Source organism: Microbacterium sp. 11MF, assembly GCF_000383475.1.
GTDB classification, from domain to species: Bacteria; Actinomycetota; Actinomycetes; order Actinomycetales; family Microbacteriaceae; genus Microbacterium; species Microbacterium aquilitoris.
In genome coordinates this window covers 1,358,689-1,371,899 of the sequence record NZ_KB911459.1, presented here as the reverse complement: position 1 = coordinate 1,371,899, position 13,211 = coordinate 1,358,689, and the positions used below count along the sequence as shown (strand labels likewise).

The window sequence follows — 13,211 nt, the reverse complement described above, 5'->3', positions numbered from 1 at the left end:
GAATCGCGGATCTGCGCGACGTCAACGTAAACCCGACAAGGACCCTCGGTGTGCGGCCCTGCGACCATCAAGCGCCGGGACCTAATGCATGCAAACCATGCAACGCATGACGTGAGGTCGGGCCTTCTGCGGAGCAGAACGACCCGGGAAATTGAGGAATCAGCCTGAACCGTCTACCTGGGGGTCAAGGGGTCGCAGGTTCAAATCCTGTCATCCCGACGGTTCGGGAAAGGCCGGAATCCATGAGGATTCCGGCCTTCTGCTTTCTCGCCGCTGCCCGTCGGAACGCAGTACCCTGGGGGAGGTCCCACGTCGGGAACCCCAGACATCCGCTTCTTCGAGTTGCATTGAGGTCGACATGGGCGGGAAGCCAGCTGATCACGTCGCTGCCCCCGACGTCCTCGCGCGCACGGTGGATGCGCTCTCGACGGCGACCGGCTTGTTGGAGGTGACCTCCGTCGTCGCTCATGCCGTGCGTGAACTGACGGGTGCCGACGGCGCGACCTTCGTCCTCCGTGAGGACGACCAGTGCTTCTACGTCGACGAGGATGCCATCGGACGCCTGTGGAAGGGTAGTCGCTTCCCGTTGACCGCCTGCGTGAGCGGGTGGTCGATGCTGCACCGCGAAACGGTCATCATCCCCGACATCTACGACGACGAGCGCGTGCCGATCGACGCCTACCGGCCGACGTTCGTGGCGAGCATGTGCATGGCACCGGTGCGCTCGTCCGATCCGATCGGCGCGATCGGGGCGTACTGGGCGGAGCGGCACGTGCCCGACCCCGAGCACGTGCGGCAGCTCGAGGTGCTCGCCAACACCGCGGCGGTCACCCTGGAGAACCTCGAGCTCCGCGGGGCGATCAGCCGGCGCAGTGCGGAGCGCGATCAGATGGCCGCACGGGCGGACGAACTCGACGCGACCATGCACTCGCTCGTGCACGACCTGCGCGGCCCCCTGGGGGCGATGATGGGCTTCGCCGAACTCATCGCAGACGATGCGACCGATCAGACCAGCGCCACTTATGCGCACGCGGTGGTGCGAGCGGGCGAGCGGATGTCGGCGCAGATCGAACGGATGCTGTCGATCTACCGCATCACCGCGGCGCCGCCCGCGCCTGAACGACTCGACCTCAGCGAGATAGCGCGGGGGATCGCGGACGAGCTCCTCGCGCAGAACCGCGGTCGCGACCTCGACATCCGGGTCGAGGAGGCCATCGTCGTGAGTGCGGATCCCGCGCTCGCGCACCTCGCGCTGGAGAACCTCCTCGGCAATGCGGTCAAATACACCGGCAAGAAGGCGTCGGCGCACATCGTCTTGCGACAGGTCGACGCCGGTCCCGAACGGGTCGTGTTGGAGCTGACGGACGACGGCGACGGTTTCGACCCGTCCGACGCGTCCCGGATCTTCGAACCGCTCACGCGACTGCACTCCGCGGAGGAGTTCCCGGGCACGGGTCTCGGGCTCGCGTCCGTCGCCCGCATCGTCGAACTCCACGGCGGCGGCATCTACGCGGATGGGCGGAAGGGTGAGGGCGCGACCTTCACATTCTCGTTGCCTGCTGCCGGCCCTGCCGTCGCCTGATCCCCCCAGGTTCTCACCGCGAGTCGCGTCACGGGCGATGAAGGCTAGCCCACCGACGGTGTCGGCGTGAGAGTGCCAGACGGATACGAGGCTGACGCGAGACACATTCCCAGTCTCGTACCCTTCACAGGGCGAATATCCCCAGATCAATAGGCGTTTCGAGGAAGGCGGCGTAGGTTGGCATTGGCCCATTTCGGGCCGTGCTCCCCTCCATCTGCGGGGAAGAAATGGCGGTTCCCATGGGAACCCAGACCTCTCGTCATCCTCACCCCTCGCGCCGCACGCGGAATCGGGTGATCGCACTCTCGGCCGCGGCCGTCGTCACGGTAGCCGGCCTGTCTTTCGCTGCCGGCGTTCCTCGCGCGTACGCCGCGACATCCATCGGACTCGGCACCGCCGACTCGTACCTCGTCCTGGGTGGGTCGACCGTGACCAACACCGCGACCCCCACCGTCGTCAACGGCGACCTCGGTGTCGCCCCGGGTTCAGCCATCACGGGCTTCCCCCCGGGCCTTGTCATCGGAGGCGAGACCCACGCGGCCGACGCACAAGCACGGCAGGCGAAGATCGACCTCAAGACGGCATACAACAACGCCGCAGGGCAAGCATCCGATGCGACTCTGCCGACCGAACTCGGAGGTCGCGAGCTGACCGAGGGCGTGTACAGCTTCTCCTCGACTGCAGGCCTGACCGGCACGGTCACCCTCCGAGGCGGTCCTGACGCCGTCTGGATCTTCCAAGTCCCCGAAACCCTGATCACGGGCTCGGGCGCGAGAGTCGCCTTGACCGGTGGTGCGCAGGCGTGCAACGTCTTCTGGCAGGTCGGCAGCTCCGCGACCCTCGGCACGGGCACCGACTTCGTCGGCACCGTCATGGCCCTCACCTCCATCACCGTCGATTTCGGGACGACGGTGGAAGGGCGCGCGCTGGCTCGCACGGGCGCGGTCACGCTGAACAACAACGTCTTCACCGCACCGGGCTGCGACACCGACGGGCCGGTCACCCCCACCCCGACTCCGACGCCGACGGCCACCCCGACTCCGACACCGACACCGACTCCGACTCCGACACCGGCTCCGTCACCGTCACCGTCAGCATCTCCGAGCCCCACCCCGACCCCGACCCCGACCGCTGGGCCGACCCCGACCCAGCCCGGAACGCCCGGAAGTCCGGGAACCCCGTCGCAGCCCGGCACCCCTGGATCGCCGACCCAGCCCGGAACACCGGGAACGCCGGGAACTCCGCAAGGACCCGGGACGCCCGGCGACGGCACCGGATCCGGAACGACGGGTGATCGCCCTGCGGTCGACGAGTCCGCGAACCGAGGGTCGGGAAGCCTGGCCGAGACCGGGGCGACCGGCTATCCCTGGCTGCTTCTTCCGGCTTCCGGTGTCCTGCTCGCCGGTGGCGCGTTGGCCATCGTCCTCGCAGCGAGACGCCGCGCCGCACGCCGCTGATCCGGCGGCATCCGTCAGCATGAATTCGGGCTCGCGCACCTTCGGGTGTGCGGGCCCGAATCTGTGCCCGTGCAGGGGCGTCCGACCCTCCGATCTCCGACGCGGGCGTGGCGCGACGATGATGCAGGCGCTCGGACCGAAAACGGAATGCCCTCGCTCCAGCCGATTGACACGATTCATTCTTTCGGATGGATGCCTTGCGCAAGCTCTGTCAGCCGTGCCAGGATCGGTCGCATTGAGCCGGAATGCGCTTTCCAATGATGGTGGTGCGTGGGCTCACGACATGACGTAAGCCCCCATGTCTCGAGGTTGTCGGATCGTCCAGCGCCCCTCCGGTGCGGGTCGTCCGGCGCGCCTTCTCGCCGACGACGTCCAGGAGGACCCATGCCCATCCGCCGTCCCCGCTCCGCGCTCGCTCTCGCGTCCGCGGCCGCACTCACCGCGTCGCTCATCGCTGCGGCGCCCGCGGCCGCTGCAGACACGCCCGCGCCGCTCCCCGACGGCGACGTCGTCGCGTTCGACTTCGGGCCTGGCGCCGTCGCCTCCGGCGCGCTCGGCGTGACGTCCGCGACGGCGTTCGACTCAGAGTGGGGGTACGGCTTCTCCACGGCGCCCACATCCGCAGACCCTGATGTCGATCGCGGCGGCGACGACGCCGTGCGGTCCGACTTCGTCGCGGCGCAGGGCGGCACCTTCGAGGTCGACCTCGCGCCGGGTGACTACTCGGTGTCGCTCGTCGCCGGCGATGCGGAGGGCGCAACGGACATCGCGATCACGGCTGAATCGATGGCCAAGGTGCAGCCGACCGCGAAGGCGGCAGGGGAGTACCTCGAGATGGCGTTCCCCATCGCCCTCGTCGACGGGCGCCTGACTATGCAGATCGCGGGCGGAGCGGCATCCCTCAACGCGCTCACGATCACGCGGCTGCCCGAGCGCACCGCCGGCGCCGTGCCCACCACCTATCTGACGGGCGATTCGACCGTCCAGACCTACGACGCGACGGCGTACGCGCCGCAGGCGGGGTGGGGCCAGATGCTCGAGCGCTTCCTCTCCGACGACGTCGCGGTCAAGAACCACGCGATCGGCGGGCGCTCGTCCAAGAACTTCCTCACGCAGGGCCGCCTCGACGAGGTGCTGCGCGCGATCCGCCCCGGCGACTACCTGTTCGCGCAGTTCGGCCACAACGACGCGACGCAGGGAGTGGACGACCGCTACGCCTCGCCGGCCGACTACAAGGAGTACCTCCGCACGTACGTCGAGGGCGCGCGCCAGCGCGGTGCGACCCCGGTCCTCGTGACGCCCGTCTCCCGCCGGAACTTCGACCCCGAGACCGGGCTCTTCCGCGTGAGCTTCCCCGAGTACGTCGAGAAGATGACCGAGCTCGCCGCGGAGGAGGACGTGTCGCTGGTCGACCTCTCGGCATCCAGCCGCGCCTACCTCGACGAGATCGGCCCCGAAGCGGCCAAGGCCGTCTTCCTGCACGTCGACCCGGGAGTGTTCCCCAACCGGCCCGCCGGAACGGTCGACGACACGCACTTCCAGGAGTACGGCGCCATCCAGATGGCTCGCCTGGTGGCCCAGGGCATCAGCACCCTCGACATCCCCCTCGCCGACGAGATCACCGACACGGAGCCCCCGGCCGATGCGCCAGCCGCCCCGCAGAAGCTCGTCGCCGGCGCCATCAGCAACGCCGGGGCCACCCTGAAGTGGGACGCCGTGCCGACCGCGGACATCTACAAGGTGTTCCGTCAGGCGGCCGGTGAGGACACCTGGACTCTGGTCGGCACCGTGACCCAGCCCACGACGATCGTGCAGGGTCTCAGCGAAGGTGCGACTGTCCGCTACCGCGTCGTCGCGGTCAACGGTCGCGGCGAATCCGAACCGTCGGCGCCGGTGGAGTTCACCACCAAGCAGGCCGCCTACCGGTTCGACTTCCAGCTCGCCGGCAACCCGCTCGCCGCCGGGTACACCGAGATCACGCCGAACCTCGGGTACACGAGAGACCGCGGGTACGGCTTCACGAACACGCTGCCCGCCAACGCGGGGCGTGACCGCGGCGCCTCCGAGGGGTCGAACGACCTGATCCGCGACTTCGTCCTCCCGGGCGACAGCTCGACCTTCGCGCTCGACGTCCCGAACGGCACCTACTCGGTCAAGACGTTCTCGGGCGACTGGATCGGGTCGACCCGCACGAGCTTCCGCGTCGAGGGGAAGGAAGCGGGAACGGGCAACGCCGGCCGAGGCTCGGTCGCGGCCGTCCTCCGCGGACCCTTCCTCGTCACCGACGGTCAGCTGAACATCGAGGCCTACGGCGCCGCTGCCGGCACGCGTCTGAACGGACTCGAGATCACGCCCATCCTCCTCGGCCCGACGGGGCTGAAGGTGACGGGCGTCGAGGCGGACCCCGCCGCTCCCGAGATCGACCTGGCATGGGATGCCGAATCCGGCCTCACCTGGAACATCTACCGATCGTCCGCCTTCGACACCGCCCCGGCGCTCGTGGGCAGCAGCACCGAGCCGGCGTACACCGACCGGACGGCGCGCGTCGGACTGGACTACAGCTACCACGTGACCGCCGTGGACCGGACGGGCCTCGAATCCGTGCCGTCGGCCAAGGTCGAGACGAGCCTGATCGACCCTGACGTCGACGCCCCCGGCAAGCCCACGGGCATCGACGCCGTCCGCATCGACCCGCGCGAGGTCGAGCTCGCCTGGGCGGCCGCCGATGACAGCCTCTACTTCCTCGTATTCCGCTCAGAGGTCGAGGGCGAGCGTGGCACCCTCGTCGGCACGACTGACGTCCCGCGCTTCATCGACGACGACGGTGTGCTGACCACGGTGCCGTACTTCTACACGGTCGTCCCGGTCGGCGTGGGCGGTGCCGGTGCGGCATCCGACCCGTACGAGACGGCGGCGCCGACGGTGCTGCAGCGCCAGGCGGAGTACCTCGATCGTGGCGTCGCCGCGGTCCGGACCGATGACGGCGTGCTCGTGTCGTGGCGACTGCTGGGCACCGACCCGGCCGACGCGGGTTTCCACGTGTACCGTGACGGTCGGCGCATCGCCACGGCGCCGATCACCGCGTCGACCAACCTGCTCGACCCCGATGGGACGGATGCTTCGGAGTACTTCGTCACCCGGTTGAGCGGGTCGGGCGACGAGACCGTCGAGACGACCGAGTCCGATCCGGTGCGTGTGCAGACCGCGGCGTACCGAACGGTTGCGCTCCAGAAGCCGGCGGACGCCTACACGAAGGACGGTCAGCCCTACTCCTACTCGGCCAACGACACCACCGTCGGCGACGTCGACGGTGACGGACAGTACGAGCTCATCGTGAAGTGGTACCCGTCCAACGCGAAGGACAACTCGCAGGGCGGCTACACCGGCAACGTCTACGTCGATGCCTACCGGCTCGACGGCGAGCGCCTCTGGCGGATCGACCTGGGCGTGAACGTCCGAGCGGGCGCCCACTACACGGATCTCATGGTCTACGACTTCGACGGCGACGGCCGTGCCGAGCTGATCACGCGGACCGCGGACGGCACGGTCGACGGCGCCGGGCGCGTCATCGGCGATGCCAGCGCGGACCACCGCAACAGTTCGGGGTACGTCCTGCAGGGCCCGGAGTTCCTGACGGTCTTCAACGGCCTGACGGGCGCGGCGGTCGACACGATCGACTACATCCCGCAGCGCGGCGACGTCGGATCGTGGGGCGACACCTACGGCAACCGGGTCGACCGGTTCCTCGCGTCCGTCGCGTACCTCGACGGCGAGCACCCGAGCGCGATCTTCAGCCGCGGGTACTACACGCGTGCCGTCGTCGCAGCCGTCGACTTCGACGGCGAGAAGCTGACGACGCGGTGGGTCGCCGATTCGGACGAGGACGGTGCCGAAGCCCTGTACGGGCAGGGTAACCACTCCATGTCGGTCGCCGACGTCGACGGTGACGCGAAGGACGAGATCATTTTCGGCTCGGCCACGATCGACGACGACGGGGAGCTCCTCTATTCGACGGGGCTCGGCCACGGCGACGCGCTGCACGTCAGCGATTTCGACCCGTCGCGACCGGGCCTCGAGGCCTTCGCCGCCCACGAGAACATGGCGGCATCGGGCAACCGCGGCGCGACGTACCGCGACGCGAAGACCGGAGAGGTGCTCTGGAGCATTCCCGCCACCGTCGACACGGGCCGTGCCGCCATGGGCGACATCGACCCGCGGCATCCCGGCGCCGAAGGCTGGGCCGTCGGCGGCGACGCCGCGTGGAACTCCCGGACCGGGACTCTCGTCGCCGCCGACGGCGAGGTCATCGGGGACCGCATCCCGGCGGCGAACTTCCTCGCATGGTTCGACGGCGACCCGCTGCGCGAGATCGTCGACCACGACTGGGATGCCACGACATCGCAGGGCACGCCCGTCGTCGCGAAGTGGGACTGGGCGGCCGGGGAGCAGAAGACGATCCTCTCGGATGCCGGGGCCCGGTCGAACAACGGCACGAAGGGTACGCCCAACCTCCAGGCCGACCTGTTCGGCGACTGGCGCGAAGAGATCGTGTGGCGCTCGGCGGACTCGTCGGAGCTGCGCATCTACTCGACCTCCGACGAGACCGACATCCGCATCCCGACGCTTATGCACGACATGCAGTACCGGGTCGCGGTCGCCTGGCAGAACACCGGCTACAACCAGCCGCCGCACCCGAGCTTCTTCATCGGCGACGGCATGGAACCGGCTCCGATGCCGCGCATCGCCGTGACGGGTGGTCCCTCGGGCGGTGCCGACGAGACCGCTCCGGTGATCTCGGGTCTCCCGAAGAACGGTGCGCTCCTGCCTGACAGCGGCGAGCTCGCGCTCGGGGTGTCAGCGGCAGACCCCGAGTCCGGCGTGCGGAACCTCGACGTCGCCCTCGACGGGGAGCCGATCGCGGCCGACGCCGTCATCGATCTGTCGGACAAGGCCGGGGACCACGTGCTGACGGTCCGGGCCGTCAACCACGACGGCCTCGTCGCGACGACGGAGTCCCGGTTCTCGGTATACGCCGACGAAGGGGCGACCGCCCGGCCCGGCCGGGGTGCGCTCACGAGCGACAGCGGGTGGGGTGACGGCCTGCGCGACGGATCGTTCACGGTCACCATGAACCTGTGGTGGGGCGTCAACGGCTCCGTGTTCCGGCTGTACGAGAACGGCGAACTCCTCGACACCCGCCTTCTGACCCCGCAATCGCCGCGGGCGCAGCAGGTCGCGGTGCCGATCGCCGGCCGCTCGAACGGCACGTACGTCTACACGGGCGAGCTGATCAATGCGGCCGGTGTCACCGAGACGACGTCGATCACCGTCACCGTGACGGATGCCGCTCCCGGAACGCCCGTGCTCTCGCACGACAACCACGATCGGGACGGCGCCTACACGGTCACGTCGAACCTGTGGTGGGGGACCAACGCGACCTCGTACGCGCTGTACGAGAACGGGAGGGTCATCGACGAGCAGCAGCTCGCCGCCGCGTCGCCGAATGCGCAGCGCACCCGCACCGCGGTCACGGGCCGTGCCCCGGGCACGTACGAGTACGTCGTCGAGTACCGCAACGAGGCGGGCGCGACCCGCTCGACTCCGCTGACGGTCGTCGTCCGCTGAGACGGATGCCGCGGGTCGCCCTCGCAGAAGGTGCGACCCGCGGCATCCCTTCGCCACTGTCAGGCGGTGGCGTGCGGACTCAGAGCTCCGCGACGCGGATGAGTACCTTGCCGACCGTCGCCGCTTCGACCGCGTCGTGCGCGGCCGCGGTCTCCGCCAGCGGGAACCAGGTCAGCGGGAGCCCGGCGTCCTCGCCGACCGGCAGCGCACCGTCTTCGAGTGCGCGCGTGATGTCGGCGACCGCCGCATCCAGAGCCGGTTCTCCGACCGTGTAGAGCAGGACGCCCTGCACACGGATGTTCTTCGCGAAGGTGGGCCGGATCGGCATGCTGAACGTGTCGCCGTTGTCGTCGGCGTAGAACGCGATGACCGCGTGTCCCGCCGCGACCTCCGCGTCGACGGCGGCGTTCGTGGCGAGCGACACCTCGACGATCTGGTCGACGCCGTCGGGCGCTATCTCGCGGATGTTCTCGACGAGGTCGCCCTGCGTGTAGTCGATGACGTGATGCGCACCGGCCGCCCGTGCGAGGTCCGCCTTGGCGTCGGAGCTGACGGTCGTGATGACCGTCGCACCGGCCCAGCGGGCCAGCTGGATCGCGGCATGACCGACGGCTCCGGCGCCTCCCGCGACGAGCACGGTGCGTCCGGCGAGCGCTCCAGGGGCCAGGCGAGCGGGCCCGTCCTCGTGGACGGTGAGGGCGCGGTGCGCTGTCACGGCGGGAACGCCGAGGCTCGCAGCGGTCGCGAAGTCGATGCCCTCGGGGAGTCGGATGGCGCGGGATGCCGGCACCACCGTGTACTCCTGCGCGGTGCCCGTGGGGCGCTGGTGCTGCGCGAGGTGCACCCACACGCGGTCGCCGACGGCGAGTCCCTCCACATCGTCGCCGAGCGCGTCGACGATTCCGCTGCCGTCCTGGTTCGGGACGGTCTCGGCGAAAGTCGCGCGCGCCGTGCCGCCGGCGCGGGACTTCCAATCGGTCGGGTTCACGCCCGACACGGCGATGCGCACGCGCACCTCGCCGGCGCCGGGGTCGGCGATTTCTGGCTCGACGAGGGACAGGACGTCGGAGGCGCCCGGGGTGCGGTAGACGATGGCCTTCATGTGGAGCATGAACCGACCGTAGCGCGCGAGCATTCCGAGACCGGGGGATTGCCAGGCGCACTGTGGGAGGCTCGATGCAGCGGCATGAGTTTCATGCCGCGTGCAGGAAGGGGGCCTCGTGCCCACCTGGCTCGAACATCTCTGTCACGCTCTCGTCGGCCGGACGCGATCGCACGACGATCTCCCGGACCTCCGTGACCTCCCGACGTCGCGTGTGGACGTCGAACGGACCTACTACCTCGTCGACGACCCCGAACGCCGCACCCGGGACGATCGGCTGTACGTGCTGCGGATGGGGCGCGGGCGCACCCGTCGCGCCGCGGACATCTCCGTCCACTCGAACGGACGCGTCGTCGGCTACCTGCCGGCGGCAGCCTCGGCCGCGCTCGCCGCCCCGTTGGCGGGTCTGGGCGGCGCGGCGATCGTCAACGGGGCCGGTCCCCGTCCCGGGACCACTCGTCTGCGCGTCGATCTCCCCAGCGCGGACGCGATGCGGTCGCTCCGCGCGACGACGGAGCTCGCCGCGGCCTGACGCGCGTCACTGGGCGACGACGTCGCCCGATCCGTCGGCGTTCACCCGGAACGAGACGCTCTTGTATTCGGTCCGGAGCGAGATGAACATCTCGGGGTTCTCGACGGACGCTCCGAAGGTCTCGCTGTCGATGTCGCTGTCGGTGCCCCGCGAGACGACGGCGCTCGCGTCGCCGACGGGGATGCCCGACTCCGCCGACGCCTTCTCCATCAGCGCCCACACGGTCGAGAGGGCGATGTCCTTCCAGGAGAACTGCTCCGCCGCGAGGTCGGGCTGTGACGGCGCCGGGCCCTCGTGATCGACGACACCGCCCCGGTACATCCACACATCGGTCTCGGTCCTGCCCGGGGTGAGGGGTGCCTCGACCCGGATGAAATCAGACGTGACGAGGACGGTGCTGACCCGGTCGTGCCCGATCTCGTCCTCGAGGGCCCGCACCGCGACGGCCAGTTCGTCGGGCCGCCGCAGGTCCACGCCGATGCGCCCCTCCTGCGCCGCCTGCGCGGTCATCACGACGGCGCGGCCGTATGGAGCGACGACGGCGGCCGCCACGGCGAGCGCGATGACGACGAAGAGGATGCCGCGGAGCACCCTCCCGCGCGGACCGATGCCGAGGAGCGGGCCGCGCCGCGCGCCGTTCACCACGCGCTGCGCCTTCGGCCAGGCGATCGTCGGGACCGACCCCGGCGGTGGGACCACGAGACCGTCGATCTCCTGCGGCGAGACCTGGCCGTCGACGAAGCCGAACTCGGGGCCGCCCTCGATCAGGATCGCGACCGGCCGGGTCGTGTCAGGCCTGAGGGCTCCGAGCTCGATCAGCGGGACGACACTGCGGAGGGTGGTGGCGTAGGCGGCGCCCCGGCGCGGCTGCACCGTGACGTCGATCTCGCACACGGGCTGGTCGTTGATCTGCGTTCCCGTCTGACGGACGGCGTCGATGCGTGCCACGCCCAGGCGATCCTCGGCCCGCGCGCGGGTCAGATCCTCCTGAGAGACCGATGTCGAGGCGAGTCCCGACGCACCCAGCCGGAGGAAGACGACGCTGAGGATGCCGATGGGCAGCGCGACCGCGAGGACCCAGATGCCGGCTCCGGGAGGACCGACCACCGCGGCGACGGCACCGCCGACGAGAGCGCCCACAGCTGCGGAGAAGATCAGGCGAAGCACGATCCGGGAGCCTATCGGCAGGTGACGAACTGCCCGAAATCGGCCGCATCGACGGGGATGCTCTGACAGGCTTTCGGTGTGATCGAGACACTCCTGGGCCTCGTGGTCGCGCTCCTCGTCGTCGCCCTCACCACGGTCGTCGGCCGGTGGGCGGGGATCGCGGCGCCGATCCTCATGGTGGCCGTCGGGGTCGGGGGGAGCTTCCTGCCGGTGTTCGACGACTTCGTCCTCGACCCGGAGTGGATCCTCCTCGGCATCCTGCCGCCCTTGCTCTACTCGGCGGCGGTGTCGATGCCGGCGATGCACTTCCGCCGCGAGTTCGGCGCGATCGCCGGGCTGTCGGTCTTCCTCGTCATCGGGACCGCGCTCGCCCTCGGACTGTTCTTCATGATCGTGCTCCCCGACCTCGGTTTCGCGTGGGGCGTCGCGCTCGGCGCGATCGTCAGCCCGACCGACGCGGTCGCGACGTCGATCATCAAACGCACCCCGGTCTCCAAACGCGTCGTCGCGATCCTCGAGGGCGAGAGCCTGCTCAACGACGCCACGGCGCTCGTGCTGCTGCGGACGGCCATCGCGGCGGCCGCGGCATCCTTCTCGTTCTGGGGAGCGGTGGGAACGTTCGCCTACGCCGTCGTCGTCGCCGTACTCATCGGCGCGTTCGTCGGCTGGCTGAACCTGACCGTCCGTCGCCGCGCGACGGATCCGACCGTCAACACCGTCCTGTCGTTCACCGTCCCGTTCCTCGCCGCCATCCCCGCCGAGCTCCTCGGGGCGTCGGGGCTCGTCGCCGCCGTCGTCGCGGGCATCATCACGGGTGTCGGGGGTCCGCGCGTGTTCTCGGCGCGCAATCGGCTCTCGGACGCGCAGAACTGGCGCACGATCGAGCTCGTCCTCGAAGGCCTCGTGTTCCTGTTCATGGGACTGCAGCTCACGACGATCATCTCGGACGTGCAAGCCGTGCACGCCGGCGTGGCACCCGCTCTCCTCATCGCGGTGGGGGCGTGGCTGCTCACCGTCGTCGTCCGCGCGGCTTACGTCGCACCGCTCCTGGCGCTCCTGTCCGCGAGCGCGCGTCGCGTGCGCCGGCTGCAGCCACGACTCGAGACCATCGCCCAGCGGCTCGAGAGCGAAGAGGGCGAGAAGAAGCTCGTCGACGCCTTCGCGCGCCGGGGCAGAACGGTCTCGCGTGACACGGTCCGCCGCTTCGGCCCGCGCGTGACCCGTGGGCTCGCGGACATCCGCTACTTCCAGGAGGCTCCCCTCGGATGGCGGGAGGGCGCGCTCGTGGTGTGGGCGGGTATGCGGGGCGCGATCACTCTCGCCGCCGCGCAGACGCTGCCCGAGGACACACCGCAGCGCTCGGTCCTCATCCTCGTGGCCTTCGGGGTGGCCGTCCTCTCCCTCGTCGGGCAGGGCTCCACCGTCGCCCCCATGGTCACCGCCCTGACCGCCGCAGATTCCGAGGAGGAGACCCGTCAGCGCGAACGGGAGGAGCGCCGGCACATCCTCGACCTCCTCCGCGACAGCGCAGCGACCGTTCCGGCCGCCGAGCGGCCGGCGGACGCGGACCGCTCCCGGATCTTCGAGATCGAGAGCGCCCGACGACTCGAGGTGCTGGCGGTGCAACGGCGGGTGCTCCTCGATGCGCGCGACAGCGGGACCTTCGACGCCGACGTCCTCGCGCACGAGCTCGCCGTCATCGACGCGTCGCAGATCGCGATCGAACTCCGCTCCGATCGGGGGTGA

General features: G+C 70.1%; 7 protein-coding genes. 5 read left to right on the top strand and 2 right to left on the bottom strand.

Translation table 11 applies throughout. The features are described 5' to 3' along the window. Positions 1 to 358: 358 nt before the first annotated feature. The 3 genes from H286_RS0106775 to H286_RS0106765 all read left to right on the top strand — a co-directional run bounded on the left by H286_RS0106775 (position 359) and on the right by H286_RS0106765 (position 8,664). Positions 359 to 1,582, top strand: a complete 1,224-nt coding sequence (locus H286_RS0106775) for a sensor histidine kinase (protein WP_020097559.1) — start codon at positions 359 to 361, stop codon at positions 1,580 to 1,582. A 293-nt stretch (positions 1,583 to 1,875) separates the two neighbouring features. Further along, positions 1,876 to 3,039: an ice-binding family protein gene (locus H286_RS0106770; RefSeq protein ID WP_020097558.1), complete on the top strand. Its 1,164-nt coding sequence runs from the start codon at positions 1,876 to 1,878 to the stop codon at positions 3,037 to 3,039. 384 nt (positions 3,040 to 3,423) lie between these two features. Then, a complete protein-coding gene (locus H286_RS0106765) occupies positions 3,424 to 8,664 on the top strand; it encodes a rhamnogalacturonan lyase family protein (RefSeq protein ID WP_028497421.1) in 5,241 nt (1,746 codons plus the stop codon). Between the two features lie 79 nt (positions 8,665 to 8,743). Here the strand turns inward: H286_RS0106765 and H286_RS0106760 are convergent, their stop codons facing one another. Continuing rightward, the gene (locus H286_RS0106760; RefSeq protein ID WP_028497420.1) at positions 8,744 to 9,766 is read right to left on the bottom strand and encodes an NADPH:quinone reductase; all 1,023 of its coding nucleotides are present in this window, start codon (positions 9,764 to 9,766) and stop codon (positions 8,744 to 8,746) included. 118 nt (positions 9,767 to 9,884) lie between these two features. On the opposite strand from H286_RS0106760, the gene H286_RS0106755 reads away from it, so the two are divergent. Then, positions 9,885 to 10,298, top strand: coding sequence for a hypothetical protein (locus H286_RS0106755; RefSeq protein ID WP_020097556.1), 414 nt, complete (start codon positions 9,885 to 9,887; stop codon positions 10,296 to 10,298). A gap of 6 nt (positions 10,299 to 10,304) precedes the next feature. Here the strand turns inward: H286_RS0106755 and H286_RS0106750 are convergent, their stop codons facing one another. Continuing rightward, the gene (locus H286_RS0106750; protein ID WP_020097555.1) at positions 10,305 to 11,465 is read right to left on the bottom strand and encodes a hypothetical protein; all 1,161 of its coding nucleotides are present in this window, start codon (positions 11,463 to 11,465) and stop codon (positions 10,305 to 10,307) included. Positions 11,466 to 11,543: 78 nt separating this feature from the next. Here H286_RS0106750 and H286_RS0106745 point away from each other — a divergent pair, with 78 nt between their 5' ends. Continuing rightward, positions 11,544 to 13,211, top strand: a complete 1,668-nt coding sequence (locus tag H286_RS0106745) for a cation:proton antiporter (protein WP_020097554.1) — start codon at positions 11,544 to 11,546, stop codon at positions 13,209 to 13,211.

Bases quoted from the DNA above. Each gene is read 5' to 3' on its own strand.
- H286_RS0106775 (WP_020097559.1), top strand. From the start codon at position 359: ATGGGCGGGAAGCCAGCTGATCACGTCGCTGCCCCCGACGTCCTCGCG.
- H286_RS0106765 (WP_028497421.1), top strand. From the start codon at position 3,424: ATGCCCATCCGCCGTCCCCGCTCCGCGCTCGCTCTCGCGTCCGCGGCC.
- H286_RS0106760 (WP_028497420.1), bottom strand. From the start codon at position 9,766: ATGAAGGCCATCGTCTACCGCACCCCGGGCGCCTCCGACGTCCTGTCC.